This is a genomic window from Enterococcus sp. 3H8_DIV0648, from assembly GCF_002140655.1.
GTDB lineage: Bacteria > Bacillota > Bacilli > Lactobacillales > Enterococcaceae > Enterococcus_A > Enterococcus_A hulanensis.
The window spans coordinates 1,967,439-1,982,876 of the sequence record NZ_NGLG01000001.1 but is presented as its reverse complement, the minus strand read 5'-3'; the positions used below and the strand labels follow the sequence as shown (position 1 = coordinate 1,982,876).

The 15,438-nt window shown below is 41.1% G+C and carries 14 protein-coding genes; 10 read left to right on the top strand and 4 right to left on the bottom strand.

Translation table 11 applies throughout. The features are described 5' to 3' along the window. Nucleotides 1–23: 23 nt before the first annotated feature. Together A5875_RS09230 and A5875_RS09225 are read right to left on the bottom strand one after the other, a co-directional pair. Entirely contained in the window at nt 24–1,049 is a 1,026-nt protein-coding gene (locus A5875_RS09230; RefSeq protein WP_088933324.1) for a threonine aldolase family protein, read from the bottom strand. A 99-nt stretch (nt 1,050–1,148) separates the two neighbouring features. Beyond that, nucleotides 1,149–1,832 carry a metal-dependent hydrolase gene (locus A5875_RS09225; RefSeq protein ID WP_088933323.1) on the bottom strand — a complete coding sequence of 228 codons (684 nt, stop codon included), beginning with the start codon at nt 1,830–1,832 and terminating at the stop codon, nt 1,149–1,151. Nucleotides 1,833–1,956: 124 nt separating this feature from the next. Here A5875_RS09225 and A5875_RS09220 point away from each other — a divergent pair, with 124 nt between their 5' ends. Beyond that, nucleotides 1,957–2,607: a B3/B4 domain-containing protein gene (locus A5875_RS09220; protein WP_088933322.1), complete on the top strand. Its 651-nt coding sequence runs from the start codon at nt 1,957–1,959 to the stop codon at nt 2,605–2,607. A gap of 29 nt (nt 2,608–2,636) precedes the next feature. Here A5875_RS09220 and A5875_RS09215 read toward each other — a convergent pair whose 3' ends face one another. Next, on the bottom strand, nt 2,637–3,113 hold the full coding sequence (locus tag A5875_RS09215) for a YbaK/EbsC family protein (RefSeq protein ID WP_088933321.1): 477 nt from the start codon (nt 3,111–3,113) through the stop codon (nt 2,637–2,639). Nucleotides 3,114–3,365: 252 nt separating this feature from the next. Between A5875_RS09215 and A5875_RS09210 the strand changes: the two genes are divergently transcribed. The 5 genes from A5875_RS09210 to A5875_RS09190 all read left to right on the top strand — a co-directional run bounded on the left by A5875_RS09210 (nt 3,366) and on the right by A5875_RS09190 (nt 7,547). After that, nucleotides 3,366–4,322 (top strand): sugar-binding transcriptional regulator, encoded by a 957-nt coding sequence (locus A5875_RS09210; RefSeq protein WP_088933320.1) that lies wholly within the window; start codon nt 3,366–3,368, stop codon nt 4,320–4,322. Nucleotides 4,323–4,482: 160 nt separating this feature from the next. Continuing rightward, nucleotides 4,483–5,166: a fructose-6-phosphate aldolase gene (locus A5875_RS09205; protein WP_088933319.1), complete on the top strand. Its 684-nt coding sequence runs from the start codon at nt 4,483–4,485 to the stop codon at nt 5,164–5,166. A 133-nt stretch (nt 5,167–5,299) separates the two neighbouring features. Then, on the top strand, nt 5,300–5,662 hold the full coding sequence (locus A5875_RS09200; RefSeq protein WP_088933318.1) for a YbgA family protein: 363 nt from the start codon (nt 5,300–5,302) through the stop codon (nt 5,660–5,662). A gap of 62 nt (nt 5,663–5,724) precedes the next feature. Further along, on the top strand, nt 5,725–6,663 hold the full coding sequence (locus tag A5875_RS09195) for an NADP-dependent oxidoreductase (protein WP_088933317.1): 939 nt from the start codon (nt 5,725–5,727) through the stop codon (nt 6,661–6,663). Nucleotides 6,664–6,803: 140 nt separating this feature from the next. Next, nucleotides 6,804–7,547 (top strand): cyclase family protein, encoded by a 744-nt coding sequence (locus tag A5875_RS09190; RefSeq protein WP_088933316.1) that lies wholly within the window; start codon nt 6,804–6,806, stop codon nt 7,545–7,547. Between the two features lie 18 nt (nt 7,548–7,565). Here the strand turns inward: A5875_RS09190 and A5875_RS09185 are convergent, their stop codons facing one another. Then, nucleotides 7,566–8,297: an NADPH-dependent oxidoreductase gene (locus A5875_RS09185; RefSeq protein ID WP_088933315.1), complete on the bottom strand. Its 732-nt coding sequence runs from the start codon at nt 8,295–8,297 to the stop codon at nt 7,566–7,568. Between the two features lie 412 nt (nt 8,298–8,709). Between A5875_RS09185 and A5875_RS09180 the strand changes: the two genes are divergently transcribed. The 4 genes from A5875_RS09180 (at nt 8,710) to thrS (ending at nt 15,437) form a co-directional block, all read left to right on the top strand. Continuing rightward, nucleotides 8,710–8,979, top strand: coding sequence for an ACT domain-containing protein (locus tag A5875_RS09180; protein WP_088933314.1), 270 nt, complete (start codon nt 8,710–8,712; stop codon nt 8,977–8,979). Nucleotides 8,980–8,991: 12 nt separating this feature from the next. Then, complete coding sequence (locus A5875_RS09175; RefSeq protein WP_088933313.1) at nt 8,992–10,335, top strand: PFL family protein; 1,344 nt, start codon at nt 8,992–8,994, stop codon at nt 10,333–10,335. Between the two features lie 139 nt (nt 10,336–10,474). Then, nucleotides 10,475–13,156 (top strand): ABC transporter permease, encoded by a 2,682-nt coding sequence (locus tag A5875_RS09170; protein ID WP_088933312.1) that lies wholly within the window; start codon nt 10,475–10,477, stop codon nt 13,154–13,156. Between the two features lie 373 nt (nt 13,157–13,529). Continuing rightward, nucleotides 13,530–15,437, top strand: coding sequence for a threonine--tRNA ligase (gene thrS / locus A5875_RS09165; RefSeq protein WP_088933311.1), 1,908 nt, complete (start codon nt 13,530–13,532; stop codon nt 15,435–15,437). Nucleotide 15,438 lies beyond the last annotated feature (1 nt).

The following is a 15,438-nucleotide window of genomic DNA, read 5'->3' as shown; positions in this document are numbered from 1 at the left end:
GCTCGAATTCCGAGCCGCTTTTTTTATAGTAGTGTCAATAAGGCGTCGATATCTGCTTCTTTTGTTGCCCAGCTAGTAGCAAAACGAATCACGGTATGTTCGTCATCGTACTGTTCCCAGAAGCTGAAAGCAACTTCTTTTTTTAGTTCTTCCATTTGATTGTTTTCTAAAATAATAAACTGCTGATTAGTGGGAGAATCTAAATAGAAGCGATAATTTTTTTCTGCCAAACCATTTTTCAACTTCGTAGCCATTGCAATCGCATGCTCGCTAATTTCAAAATACAACTGATCGGTAAATAAAGTATCGAATTGCAGTCCGAGGAGTCGTCCTTTAGCTAATAATGCACCTTGCTGCTTCATATGAGCGACAAAATACTCAGGTAAATTATTCTTTGTAAAGACGATTGCTTCACCTAAAAAAGCCCCAACTTTTGTTCCGCCAATATAAAAAACATCGCAATATTCCGCAATCAATGGCAAGGTTAAGTCAGATTCAGGACTGGCTAAGCCGTAGCCTAAACGTGCGCCGTCCAAAAAGAGCGGAATCTTATACTTGTGACATACATCAGAAATATTTTTCAATTCTTCTTTCGAATATAAGGTCCCATATTCCGTCGGATGAGATAAATAAACCATTCCAGGGAAGACCATGAACTCTCGATTGTCATCTGCCCAAAATTGTTCGAGATACTCACGAATTTGCTGAGCTGAGATTTTTCCATTTGTTTGCGGCAGGCTCAAGACTTTGTGTCCAGAAAATTCGATCGCACCAGTTTCATGAGTCGTGATATGACCAGTCTCAGGAGCAATAACGCCTTCAATTTTTTTTAATAAGGAAGCAATAACTAAGGCATTCGTCATCGTTCCGCCTGCGATGAAGTAGACATCCGCCTCAGGACAGAGACAGGCTTGGCGGATTTTTTCAACCGCTGAAGCAGAGTATTGATCCCGACCGTAGCCGCTCAGCTTTTCTTCATTCGTCTCCAGCATACGCTGCAAGATTTTTTCGTGTGCACCTTCTAAATAATCACTTTCAAAATTTAACATAAGGAACTCCTTTCATCGCGCTTAACTATCTTCTATTGTAGCAGATTAGACGAGTTCAAAAAAAGCCTGTGAAATAATGCTTCACAAGCTTCTAATAAATTAAAGTTCAATGGTTTCACCAACAGCCATAACTTTGCCAACATTTTCCGGCAGGAGTTTAACGAATGCTTCCGGATCTTGCTTGATGACTGGAAAGGTATTGTAATGGATCGGTACGACTTGCTTGGCCTTCAAGCGTTTGGCGGCACTAGCGGCTTCCTGTGGACCCATCGTAAAGTTATCTCCGATCGGCAAAAAAGCGATGTCGATATCAAAGGCTTCCCCAAAGAGTGCCATGTCACCAAAATTTGAGGTATCGCCAGCATGATAGATCGTTTTTCCTTCCGCCTGCAAAATAAATCCAGCCGGTTCACCCATATAAAGGGTTTGTCCATCTACTTCATATCCTGAGCTATGCTGTGCATGGACCATTTTTACTCGTCCAAAAGGAAAATCAAATTTTCCGCCGATATTCATTCCATGTGTTTTCTCTACGCCATTTTTCTCTGCGAAGCTGCAAATTTCTACGATACTGATAACTGTTGCATCATTACGCTTTGCAATCGGAACCATGTCGCCAATGTGATCACTATGTCCATGGGTAACTAAGATCCAATCTGTTTCTACTTCGTCTGCCGTTAGGTCGGTCAAAGAATTCCCTGTTATAAACGGATCAAATAATAATTTTTGCCCATCATCCATAACGATTGATAAAACTGAGTGACCATGATAAGTGATTTTCATAGTATCTCCCTCTCTTCCTGCACCTCTATTATAACGAAGACCTTCGATAATAAGTAAGCTTTTGCTTTTGCGTGAATTCGTTTAAACTAGAAGAAAGTAAGGAAAAAGTCTTGGAGGAATGAATATGCAATTAACCATTGATTCAAAAGTGAAAGAACAAGGGGTATCTTTGGCATATAGTGTCATTGAGTTTAAGAATGAGGCTCACAGTGAAGAGATTTGGCAAGAGGTGCTGAATCCGTTGCTTCAAAAAATCGAAACAGAAGATACTTTGGAGAGTATCAAAGAAGATCCGCAAATCATAGCAACTAAAAAAGTTTATCGTGCTTTAGGAAAAGATCCTGCTCGTTTTCGTCCATCGTCTGACAGTTTATGGCGTCGTATCATTCAGCAAAAGGGTTTATATCAGATCAATGCGTTGGTAGATTTGAATAATTATTTTTCATTAGAATGGAAGCTGCCGTTTGGGTCTTATGATCTAGGAAAGGTAACTGAGCCAATCCAATTGACGGTTGGACCAGCAGAGGCTCGATATGCAGGGATCGGAAACAAATCTGTCAATATTGAAAATCTGTTAGTGTTAGCTGACGAGGAGGGCCCCTTTGGCAGTCCGACATCTGATTCAACACGGGGAATGATTTCTGAAGAAACAACGCGTGCCTTATTGGTAGGTTATCAATTTAAAGAGGATGCCGTGGTTGATCAGGCAAAGGTGAAGGAAATTTTAGAAAACTATTTGACTGATTGTCGCGTTATCGAACAAGGCGTCATTTAAAAAACGAGGCAGGATTTCTGCCTCGCTTTTTATTCCCAATTTTTACAAACATCAACCCATTGTTTAAACTGAGTATATTTTTCTAATTCCGGTATCGTCAATTCGATCGCGTTGTTTGAGCTGCCGCAAGCAGGATAGACACTTTCGAATCGTTTCAAAGATTCATCCAGATAAACATCAATGCCCGGATTAATTCCGAAAGGACAAACACCGCCCACCGGATGACCGATGACCGTCTCGACTTCATCAGCCTTCAGCATCAGCGCTCGTTCCCCAAAAGCGGCCTTGTATTTTGCATTGTCGACTTTTGCATCACCAGCAGCGACGATCAAGAGACTTTTCTCCGCCTTCTTTAATTTGAAAGACAAGGTTTTCGCGATGCGTTCAGGGGCACAATCCAGTGCTTGCGCCGCTAGTTCAACCGTGGCACTGGAGACAGGAAACTCCTGAATCCGCTCGGCGATCCCATAGTGTGAAAAATATTCTTTTACAGCTTCAACAGACATTTTTTTCCTCCTTTATCCGATGCATTTTTCTAAAAGAAAAATGTGGTTCATCCGCAGTTCATTTATTGTGACAGATGATTTTCTACCAATGAAATCATTGACTGTCAAAAAATGAAGCTGATTTTTATTTCGCGTAAAACTGGCAGATCGATATCTTAGTTTTATTAATTTATAATGATACACGCTTTGCTGAACGCAGTAAATGATATTTTGTTAGAATAGAAGAAGAGACTCTTACGGGAGGAAACAAATATGAAGGAAGATAAGAAGAAATTATTAGCCAAAGTCGCTTATATGTATTATGAACAAGAACTGACTCAGGCACAGATCGCCAAAGAATTAGCAATCTATCGAACGACCGTTAGCCGAATGCTGAGTCAGGCTAAAGCAGAAGGGATCGTAGAGATCAAGATTAATCATTTTGATGCGAGTTTATTTGAGCTAGAAGAACAGCTGAAGCAGACGTTTGGATTGACGGCTGTTGAATTAGTAGCAACTGACAGTGATGCCAGTGAAGAAGCAAAAGAAGAACAATTGGCTGAAACAGCCGGTACTTGGATTCGACGTCAACTGTCTGATAACATGGTCATCGGTTTATCCTGGGGAGCCAGTGTGGGCAGAGCAGTCAATAAGATCGATCCCAAACAATTATCAGATGTTTCTGTTGTGCCGGTGGTCGGCGGGCCGAGTCACATCAATTCACGCTATCATGTGAATACACTAGTCTACGAATTGGCGCGTAAATTGAATGGGCACAGCTTATTTGTGAATGCCACGGTGATTCAAGAAACGAAGGAACTGGCGGAAGGAATTTTCAATTCGAAATATTTCCATGATTTAAAAGAATACTGGAAACGCTTGGATTTAGTTATCGTAGGCGTCGGCGGGCCTTTGAGCTATCATAAAAGTCAATGGCGGGATTTATTGTCTCCGGCAGATTATGAAGAATTGAAATTGCGAGAGGCAGTGGGAGATTGCTGCTGCCGTTTCTACGATAGTTATGGAAAACTTTTAAATGGTGCATTGAATCAGCGCACGATTGGATTATCGATTGAGGAGTTAGCCGATGTTCCTCAATCGGTGGGAATCGCTCGTGGAATTTCTAAGGCGCGTTCGATCGCACCGTTATTAGAAAGAGGCTACCTTAAAACCCTGATCACCGATCAAGAAACCGCACAGGAGATTTTACGACTTAGTCAACGAAAGTAGTTTTTTTATATAAAGTGCACATTTGTGCGATTGTCAAAAAATGTTCTTCGGCGAAAGGCTTGCTGCAAAGCTTTTCGCTTTTTTTGTCGTGAGAAGGCAGAAAAATATTTTTGAAGATGCTATGCTTGTTCTATAGAAAAGAGTAAGGGAGTTTTCAATAATGGAATTTATGCTAGATACAGCCAATATTGCTGATATTAAAAAGTTTGCTGATTTTTTACCGATTGCCGGTGTTACATCCAATCCTTCGATCGTTAAAAAAGAAGGGAAGATCGACTTTTTCAAACACATGAAAGAAATCCGCGGGATTATCGGTGAGCATCGTTCATTACACGTGCAAGTCGTTGCGACAGACTACGATGGTATCATCAAGGATGCAGAAACAATCTTAGCGAACATAGATCAAAAAGTATTTATCAAAATCCCAGTCAATGAGCCGGGCTTGAAAGCAATCAAAGAATTGAAACGCCGCGGGATCAATGTTACGGCTACGGCTATCTATACTAAGTTTCAAGCATACTTAGCAATTGCTGCCGGTGCTGATTATATTGCACCATACTTTAACCGGATGGAAAACTTGAATATCGATCCTCGTGAAGCAATCTTTGAAATGGCAGAAGAGATCGCTCGTACGAAGAGTGAGACAAAAATCTTGGCAGCCAGCTTTAAGAATGTCGGGCAAGTTAACTCTGCTTTGGAAAATGGCAGTCAAGCAGCAACGATGGGTGTTGACATCATTCAACAGGCTTTGGCGATGCCATCAATTGCTCAAGCTGTAACGGATTTTACTGGGGATTGGGAAGCCATTTTCGGTGAAGGCACAACAATTGCAGATTTATCATAAGAGTTAAAAATAGCTTTTTCAGACTGTAGGCAAATGAGTCTACAGTCTTTTTCTTGTTCAACATAGGAGCTGTTGAGCCTTTTATTTCGATAACCATATGATCTGATGTTAAGCTGAAGAAGAGGTGAACGAGATGCGTGAGATCCAAAAAGAATGGGCACGGTGGAAATATTTTGTCATGGCGCGCTCACAAAACGAATATCTAGCGCTGCGTCAATTGTTCTCCGGCAATCAGTGGTCTGAAGAGAAGACCAAGCAATTCTATCAACATTTGGATACAGTGAAAAAACTGCCGTTTGATGTAAAAGCCCGAAGAAATGCTTACGAACATGTCTGGGGCTATTTTAAAAAAGTGGCATCGTCAGAAGAAAGACAGCATTTTTTTATTCTGCTTGATCAGATGACAGAAACGGATGATCAAGCCCTTCCTTATTTAAAGGAATTGGCAGAAAAATATCAAACGACGTATCTTTTGGATTCTCATTTTTTTGATTAAGCAAATCGTTTCCGATTTTCGGATAGGACTTTTATAATGAATCGATATGGAGGGATGCACGAATGGAAATACGCGCAGTTGTAATAGAAGAATATGGTCATGCAGACCAATTAAAAGAAAGTGAAGTAACTTTGCCTGAACTAGGTGAACATCAAGTTTTGGTAAAAGTAAAAGCCACATCAGTCAATCCGATTGATTGGAAACTACGTGAAGGCTACTTAGCACAAATGATGCCTTGGGATTTTCCAATTATTTTAGGCTGGGACGTTGCAGGGGAAATCGTGGAAGTTGGATCAGAAGTGAAAGATTGGGAAGTTGGACAAGCGGTTTTTGCTCGTCCAGAGACGACGCGTTTTGGTACATATGCAGATTACACGATCGTTGATGATCACTTATTAGCAAACAAACCTGATTCCGTTTCTTTTGAGGATGCAGCGGCAGTGCCGTTAGCGGGATTAACTGCTTATCAAGCATTATTCACTCATGGGAAATTAAAAGCAGGCGAAAAGGTTCTGATCCATGCTGGTGCTGGCGGTGTTGGTATTTATGCCATCCAATTAGCTAAAAATGCTGGTGCAACAGTTATCACTACAGCAAGTGAAAAAAATCATGGACTGTTAAAAGAGCTGGGTGCCGATCAAGTAATCGATTATCACACCACCGATTTTTCAGAAGTATTGGAAGACATTGATTTAGTCTTTGATACAATGGGCGGCGACGTTCAAAAAGACAGCTTCAAGGTATTGAATAAGGACGGACGGTTAATTTCAATCGTCGGTCAACCAGATGAAGAATTAGCTAAGAGTGTTGCTGTGGCTGAAAGTATCTGGCTTCAACCAGATGGCAAACAACTACAAGAAATGGCGGATTTAATGTCTGCAGGAAAAGTAAAAAGTATCGTGGGTCATACGTATCCACTCACTGCAGCAGGAGTGAAGGAAGCGCATGAATTAAGTGCGACTCATCATGCTAAAGGAAAAATTGTTTTAATAAATGACTAATCAAGAAGCTGTGCCGAATATTTTTGGCGCAGCTTCTTTGTCAGCAATGCGTCAATTACGATTTGACAGCGGATTTTTTTCTCGGTATCGTTAAGACAAAAGTGAAAGCGTTCTATTAATTAGGTCTGAGGAGGAATAGTATGAGTGAGATTACAAACAGCATTGCTTTTTTACAGCAGCAGAAATGGGTTGATTTAAGTCATAGTATTTATGGCGGGATTCCTTATTTTCAATCGTTCCAGCCAATGCAGGAAAAAACTTTGGTCACGGTGAAAGAAGACGGATTTTTTGCGAAAGAGTATCAGTTGGTCACACAATACGGGACTCACATTGATGCGCCAGTCCATTTTGTGGAAGATCGTGTATCGGTGGATCAACTGCCAATCAAAGATTTTTTATTGCCGCTGATTGTTATCAATAAAGAAAAAGAAGTCGAAGAAAATTCAGACTATTCTGTGACGGTAGAAGATATTAACGCTTTTGAAGCGGAGTACGGAGAAATTCCAGCAGAGAGCTTTGTAGCGTTTGCCAGCGGCTGGTCAAAACGCTGGGATGACCCGGAAGCTTTTTATAACGTGGATCAAGCTGGACAGGCTCATACACCTGGCTGGTCTTTAGAAGCTTTAAAATTTTTACATGAAGAACGAAACGTAACGGCGATTGGGCATGAAACTTTGGATACGGACGCAGCTGTTGATTGTACGAAAAATGGCGGACTGATTGGCGAATTGTATTGGCTGCAGCAAGATAAGTTCCAAGTGGAAGTCTTGAATCGGCTGACTGAGCTGCCACCTGTTGGCGGCGCAATCTCGATCGGAGTACCGAAAGTCAAAGACGCTCCCGGGTTCAACGTTCGCGCGATTGCTATTGTTCCAACAGAATAAAGAAAAACAAGGTTTCGTCTAAAAAACGAAGCCTTGTTTTTTTAGAAAGTCCACGGTATCCGAACGTCGTGGGGATTCAAAATGTTGACGCACTTTTTCTGACCAATTCGTTTCTTGAATATTGCTGTTGCGTTGCTGATAGTAGACCGTTGTTTTTTCGTTATAGCTGTCGATCATGTCAGGTGTCAATGTTCGGTACGTATTCGTCCCAACGACAGAGCCGATTGGCAATCGGGGCTTAACCTCATTTTTTCCATCAGGGTAACCTACAAACATTCCGAAAACAGGATAGGTCAATTCCGGCAGATCAAGCAATTCCTTTATTTGGAACAAATCATTCCGAATCCCGCCGACATAACAGATACCAAGACCAACCGATTCAGCATAAACAGCCATCGATTGAGCGGCTAAAGCTGCATCAACGATCGAAACTACTAATGATTCTACGGAACGCAGATGTTCCAGAGAATCGTTGTTTAATGTTAAGACTTGGGCATGCTTATTCAAATCAGCGACAAAAATATAAAGCTCTCCATTGTCGCCATTATCGATGGGAAATTTAGCAATCTGTTCGATCATTTTTCTTTTTTTAGTATCGGTGATCTCAATTAATGAGAAGGCTTGTAGGAAGTTAGAGCTACTGGCACTTTGAGCGGCCAGAAACAATTGTTCCTTTAGCTTATGTGAAAGTTTTTGGTCAGTAAATGAGCGGACCGATGTGTGTTGAAGCATCGTTTCAAAAAGTTCCATTAGAAAATCTCCTTTTTTATTCAGAATAAATCTGACGATAGGATAAGTAAAGGGGAAAGCTGAGTTTTAATTTTTACTAGGCATACTATTCTATTAGATAGCTCGTATTTTTATTTCAAATTTATTAACTGGAAAAGGCAGAATGTACAGCTAGCTCAGAGGTGAGGAATGAATTTTTCTGACGTCAAATTTCAAAAGATATTCGTACTCAGGTCATCCAACTGAAGAGTTCGTACGATAATTTAAATCAAGATGTTAAATTTCAGTTCGATCTATGGTGAACTGCTAAAAAAGTGGAACTGGCAAAACACGAACGTTTCACTAAAAAAAATCGGTTTAATTAATAAAATTCTAATCGTTTTGCCATCACTGTGCTATAATGGGAAACAATTATCTGAAGGGAGTTATGCAAATGCGTGGCGTAGTAACGGTTATCGGAAAAGACAAGGTTGGCATTGTTGCCGGTGTCAGTCAAAAATTAGCGGAACAAAAAATTAATATTCTGGATGTTTCTCAAACAATCATGGGGGACTATTTCACAATGATGATGTTAGTGAACCTAACCAATGCTACAGTAGATTTTGAAGAAGCACGAGAACAGCTTCATGAATTAGGAAAATCTCTAGGTGTGAAAATCAGTATTCAAAATCAAGAAATTTTTGACACGATGCATAAATTATAAGGAGGGCTCTTTGTGGAAACCAATCAAATACTGGAAACGATTCGAATGATCGAAGAAGAAAATCTGGATATTCGGACGATTACCATGGGGATATCTTTACTAGACTGTATCGATAGCGACAGCGATCGCGCCTGTGAAAAGATTTATCAAAAAATTACTACAAAAGCAAAAGACCTTGTAAAAGTCGGTGAGTCGATCGAAGCAGAATATGGTATTCCAATTATTAATAAACGTATTTCTGTTACACCAATCGGTATTGTTGCTGCTGCGACTCCAGATACAGACTATGTGAAATTTGCTAAAACATTAGATAAAGCAGCAAAAGCTGTGGGTGTTAACTTCTTGGGCGGCTTTTCTGCTCTAGTTGAAAAAGGCTACCAGCATGGGGATAAGATCTTAATTGATTCCATTCCTCAAGCATTAGCAGAGACAGATTTTGTCTGTGCTTCTGTCAATATTGGCTCTACTAGAGCGGGAATCAATATGGACGCTGTTGCCCATACTGGTCGGATCGTCAAAGAAACCGCTGAGGCATCTGATCTAGGCTGTGCAAAATTGGTCATTTTTGCCAATGCTGTGGAAGACAATCCTTTCATGGCTGGTGCCTTCCATGGTGTAGGCGAGGCGGATTGCGTCATCAATGTTGGGGTCAGCGGACCAGGCGTTGTGAAGCGTGCTTTGGAAAAAGTGAAGGGTGAATCTTTCGACGTTGTAGCCGAAGTGGTGAAACAGACAGCCTTCAAAATCACCCGAATGGGACAAATGGTTGGGAAAATTGCTTCTGAACGTTTGGATGTGCCTTTTGGTATCGTAGATCTATCATTAGCCCCGACGCCTGCAGTTGGAGATTCTGTTGCTCACGTTTTAGAAGAAATGGGCTTAGAAACTGTTGGAACGCATGGAACGACTGCTGCACTGGCACTATTAAATGACGCAGTCAAAAAAGGCGGCGTTATGGCCTGTAATCACGTCGGCGGGTTATCTGGCGCATTTATTCCAGTTTCAGAAGATGCGGGGATGATTGATGCGGTCAATAATGGCTCTTTGACGATCGAGAAGCTGGAGGCGATGACAGCGATTTGTTCAGTAGGTTTGGATATGATTGCGATTCCTGGTTCCACTCCAGCAAGCAGTATTGCGGCGATGATCGCGGATGAAGCGGCTATCGGAGTAATCAATCATAAAACAACGGCTGTTCGAATCATTCCAGCCAAAGGTAAAGAAATTGGCGAAATGGTCGAATTTGGCGGATTGTTAGGTCGGGCACCAGTCATGGCTGTGAATGCAGCCGGTTCGGATGATTTTATTGCTCGCGGCGGCCGTATACCAGCACCAATCCATTCATTTAAAAACTAAACATAATAGTAAAGTTGATTTTTAAAAGAGCAATGCAAAGGTTTCTGCTTTTGCATTGTTTTTTTGTCCAAATTTTTTGTGACAGTCATGAAAACGTTTTGTGTTAGAATGATAAAGACAAAAAAACAGGAGCAGGTATATGAAAAATAAAACCTATTTTAAGGCGAGTTTACGCGAAATCATTTTTTCTAAGGGACGTTTTATCGCTATCGTTCTGATCATTTTATTAGGGACATTACTGTATGTCGGAATCAAGGCTACGGGTCCGATCTTGAATCATTCGGCTAGTCAATTTGTAGACAAGCAGGAACTATCTAATCTGCAAATTATTTCTACTGGCGGATTGACGGAAGCGGACGAAAAACTAGCAAAAAAAATCCCTGATGCCAAGGTCGAAAGCGGTCATCAGCTTTTTTATGCCGACAGTGATAAAAATCAGGTCGTTAAGCTTTATTCTTATGATAAAGAAAATCAGCAGAATCATTTAATCGTGAAATCGGGTCATTTACCTAAAAATGAAAATGAGATCGTTTTGGACGAAAAAGCCAAGGAAGAAGGCTATCGTCTGAATCAGACCTATCAAATCGATCAATCTGATCAAATAGAACGCAAAAATTTTAAAATCGTTGGTTTTGTTCAATCACCGATATATATAAGCACGGAGGAACGGGGACTTTCTAATGTAGGCAACGGAAATGTTAACTTCTTCGCTTACTTACCGGAAAGCAACTTCTCAAGCGAGGTCAAATCGATCATTTATGTTCGCTTTACGAATGTCAAAGATAAAGAGACCTATGGCAAGGCCTATAAAACAACGATGGATAAAAATATTGAGCAGGTCGAAAAACTTTTCGCCGATCGGCCAAAAGAACGAGCAGCAGAGATTAGGCATGATGCAGAAAAAGAATTGCTTCCGAAAAAAGCGGAAGTGGCTGATAATCTGACAAAAATAGCGAATGGTCAAGACGAATTGGATCAGGCTAAGGCCCAGTTAGAGCAACAGGCGGCTATGATGCCAGCCGGAAATCCTCAGTTAGCGCAAGCTCAGGCAGAACTTGAAGCACAGGAAAAAGAACTTAGTAGCAATCGGGATAAATTATTGTCTGCACAACAGAAGATCAATGATAGCGAAAAAGAAATCAATGAGTTGAAAACACCAAGCTATTCTTATGATCAGCGCGCAGATAATCCCGGTTTTCAAGAATATGGCGATCTTTCTGAACGAATCGCTGCGATCGCGAATGTTTTTCCAGTCTTCTTCTTTTTCATAGCAGCTCTGATAACCTTTACGACAATGACACGGATGGTAGAGGAGAACCGTCGAGAAATCGGTACGTTGAAAGCATTAGGCTATTCACGTTATGAGATCGCGATCAAATACATCATTTACGCATTGTCAGCAGCTTTGATCGGGATTGTCTTGGGTTCTGTGATCGGGACCCATACGCTGCCGCGATTAGTTTTTGAGCTTTCTAGTGATCGTTATAATTTCCCGGGCGTGGAAGCTTTCTATTTATCACGGCCAATCATTCAAGCGACGGTTGCTTTCTTATTTGCTAGTTTGGGTGCAGCGCTGCTTGTTCTGATGCGCGAACTGCACGAAAAACCGGCTGAGTTGTTACAGCCAAAGGCGCCGAAGCCGGGAAAACGGATTTTTCTTGAGCGCATCACACCGATTTGGTCTCGGATGAGCTTCAACTCGAAAGTCAGCTATCGAAATTTATTCCGTTATAAGTCACGAATGATCATGGCAGTGATCGGTATTGCCGGCTGTGCAGCTTTAATGGTTGCAGGTGTGGGATTGAAGGATTCACTGAGTTCGGTAGGAGATAAGCAATTTGGTCCGATCATTGATTATGATGCGATCGTTACTTTGAAGGATCAGCCAGATGAAACAGCAGTTGAAAAGATTTTTTCCAAAAATGAAAAGATTACCAACGATTTAGCTGTGATGAATCAAACGGTTGAATTGAAGCAAAAAGGACAAGCGAATCAAAAACTAACCATGATGGTACCAGAAAAACGCGTAGAATTTAAACGCTACCTTCATTTGAAGGAACAGGGAAAAAGCTTTACCTTGCCCAATGATGGTGCTGTGATTACACAAAAAATGGCTGAGTTGTTTGAGCTAAAAAAAGGCGACAGCTTGACAGTCTATGATGACGATCAGCAAACCTTTAAAGTTAAGATCGCCAATATCAGCGACAATTATTTAGGAAATTTCCTATACCTATCAAAGGACTACTATCAAAAAGCTCGGGACACCGATTTTGAAGTGAACAGCTATTTACTGAGAAGTAAAAAAATGACGAAGGCAGAAGAAGATAATTTAGCGCAAAAGCTGTTAAGTTCAGATCAGGTGATAAACACCTCCTTCATGTCTACTCAAATCGAAACACAAGAACACTCGATGGATAACCTAGATGGAATCGTCTGGATTTTTGTAGTCTTATCAGGCTTGCTGGCCTTTATCGTATTGTATAATTTGACGAATATCAACGTGTCAGAACGTTTGCGAGAATTGTCGACCATTAAAGTCTTAGGATTTTACGATCGAGAAGTGACGTCTTATATATTCCGCGAGAATTTTGTCTTTACGATACTTGGGATTTTATTTGGCTATGGCTTAGGGATTATTTTGACGAAATTTATTTTGGATCAGGCTTCAATGGAAACGATCACCTTTCCACTGGTGATCCACTCAGGTGCTTATCTGTTGTCTGGCGGATTAACGATTCTTTTCTCCGTGATCGTGATGCTGGCAACGCATTTCCGTTTACGCCATATTAATATGATCGATGCGTTAAAATCGAATGAATAAATCTAAAAGAAAAAAGCGTTGACAAAAATTTTACGTAAGACTATGCTTTAATCAATAGTTAAATGCAGCGAGAAGGACACGATTTGTTTTACTACTCATCACAAGAGAAAGAAGCCGCGGCTGGAAGCTTCTGATTGAGAAAAACAGATTACTCCCTTTGAGTGACCGAAAACGGTCCGGGTGATACCGTTATGTATCTTACGAGCCAAAAAGTGTGAGCTTTTTGGGAACTTGGGTGGTAACACGTTTATTCACGTCCCTATTTTTATAGGGACGTTTTTTTATTGAAAACCCTTGAGGCCTTTTGTTAGAATTAAAAGGAAAAGGCAGGCAATAACAATTTTTTTGAAAATGCGGATCGGAGTTGAGTTGGATGTCAAATAAAGTCGAAATTGTTTTACCAGATGGAAGTAAACAAAAGGTGGCAAAAGACACCACATTGTTCGAGATAAAGAATCAATTGATGGAAGAGGCGGTCGTTGGCAGTATTGACGGCGAGCTTGTTGACTTATCAACTCCAGTCACAGAAAATGCGGAGCTTGCTTTTTACGATTGCGCAACAAAAGAGGGAACGACGGCGGTTTGCCAATTAGTCAGTTTATTATTGCAAGAAGCGATTAAAGCCCATTATCCAGAAGTGCTCTTTGCAAAAGCTCATCGAGAAGATCAGACAATTTGGGTTGATCTACGAGTGAAGCAGCCTTTGAGTGCCTTAGTTTTGAAGGATTTGGAGCATCATATTAAGAAGCAAATCAAAGCCGATGGCTCAATCGAAAGTGCAACGATGACCGTTTCAGAAGCCCAGGAAGTGTTCAAAGACAACGAATTGAAACTTGCGGCGCTAACGGAGCTGGATGCAGATCAGACTGTTTTTGTTTATTCCTTTGGCGAGGCGACAGAATTTTTCCTTGAGCCGGCAGCCTTGGAACTGGCGACTGCCAAGTATTTCTCTTTATTGAAAGTTTCGGGTGCTTATTGGCAAGGTAAGCCTGAAAACGAAATGCTTCAACGAGTAACAGGGGTAGTCTTTGCCGAGAAGGCGCAGCTTTTGGCTCACTTAGATTATTTAGAGGAATCGGAAAAACGCAGTCATCAAAAGTTGGGTAAAGAATTAGACCTATTCATGTTCTCCGAAGAAGCACCAGGAATGCCATTTTATTTAGAAAACGGATTGATCATTCGGAATGAATTGCAGAAATTCTTGCGTGAACTGCAGGCAAAGTATGACTACAAAGAAGTCAAAACACCATTGATTCTGAACCAGCGTCTTTGGGAACGCTCAGGACATTGGGATCATTATAAAAACAATATGTATTTTACAAAAGTTGCCGATGAAGATTACGCGTTGAAACCCATGAACTGTCCGGGGCATTGTCTGATCTACAAAGATCGTAAACGGTCCTATCGTGATTTGCCGATGCGAATGGCGGAGTTTGGCCAAGTCCATCGCCATGAGTTCAGCGGGGCTTTGAATGGTTTATTGAGAGTTCGAACATTCTGCCAAGATGATGCGCATATTTTTGTGCGCCGAAATCAAATTGAACAAGAAATTGCCTTGGCGCTGAAAATCATTGATGAAGTTTATAAGATTTTTGGTTTCGAGTACGGAGTTGAATTATCGACTCGTCCAGATGATTTTATGGGTGAAATCGAGCTGTGGGATGAAGCGGAAGCTTCTTTAGGCAAAGTGCTGACTGATCTTGGCTATAAATATAATATCAATGAAGGCGATGGCGCCTTTTACGGACCGAAGATCGATATTCATATCAAGGACGCACTGAATCGGAGCCATCAGTGTGCCACAGTCCAATTGGATTTCCAAATGCCAGAAAAATTCGATCTGACTTATGTGGATGAAAATAATCAGGAAGCGCAGCCTGTGATGATCCACCGTGCCGTTTTCGGGTCATTGGATCGCTTCTTAGGTATTTTGATCGAACATTATGCTGGGTTATTTCCATTTTGGCTAGCACCAAAACAAGTAGCGCTGGTCAGTGTTGCACAGCCCCATGAAGCAGGCGTAGAAGAATTATTCCAGGAATTTCATGCCGCTGGAATTCGAGTGGAGAAGGATTTGCGAAATGAGAAGCTGGGCAAAAAAATCCGTGATGCGGAGCTGCGAAAAATTCCTTACATTTTAGTGATTGGAGATAAGGAACTGAGTGAAGATACATTTGCGGTTCGCAAACATGGCAGTGATACAGTCAAGCAAATGTCGAAGGCTGACTTTATGAATTTGCTTAAACAGCAAGTACAAGAAAAAAATCATCTGTATTACTAAA

Coding starts and splice junctions, on each gene's coding strand:
- A5875_RS09215 (WP_088933321.1), bottom strand. CDS start 3,113: ATGTCTGTTGAAGCTGTAAAAGAATATTTTTCACACTATGGGATCGCC.
- A5875_RS09230 (WP_088933324.1), bottom strand. CDS start 1,049: ATGTTAAATTTTGAAAGTGATTATTTAGAAGGTGCACACGAAAAAATC.
- thrS (WP_088933311.1), top strand. CDS start 13,530: ATGTCAAATAAAGTCGAAATTGTTTTACCAGATGGAAGTAAACAAAAG.
- A5875_RS09205 (WP_088933319.1), top strand. CDS start 4,483: ATGGAATTTATGCTAGATACAGCCAATATTGCTGATATTAAAAAGTTT.
- A5875_RS09170 (WP_088933312.1), top strand. CDS start 10,475: ATGAAAAATAAAACCTATTTTAAGGCGAGTTTACGCGAAATCATTTTT.
- A5875_RS09180 (WP_088933314.1), top strand. CDS start 8,710: ATGCGTGGCGTAGTAACGGTTATCGGAAAAGACAAGGTTGGCATTGTT.
- A5875_RS09185 (WP_088933315.1), bottom strand. CDS start 8,297: ATGGAACTTTTTGAAACGATGCTTCAACACACATCGGTCCGCTCATTT.
- A5875_RS09195 (WP_088933317.1), top strand. CDS start 5,725: ATGGAAATACGCGCAGTTGTAATAGAAGAATATGGTCATGCAGACCAA.
- A5875_RS09210 (WP_088933320.1), top strand. CDS start 3,366: ATGAAGGAAGATAAGAAGAAATTATTAGCCAAAGTCGCTTATATGTAT.
- A5875_RS09190 (WP_088933316.1), top strand. CDS start 6,804: ATGAGTGAGATTACAAACAGCATTGCTTTTTTACAGCAGCAGAAATGG.
- A5875_RS09200 (WP_088933318.1), top strand. CDS start 5,300: ATGCGTGAGATCCAAAAAGAATGGGCACGGTGGAAATATTTTGTCATG.
- A5875_RS09225 (WP_088933323.1), bottom strand. CDS start 1,832: ATGAAAATCACTTATCATGGTCACTCAGTTTTATCAATCGTTATGGAT.
- A5875_RS09220 (WP_088933322.1), top strand. CDS start 1,957: ATGCAATTAACCATTGATTCAAAAGTGAAAGAACAAGGGGTATCTTTG.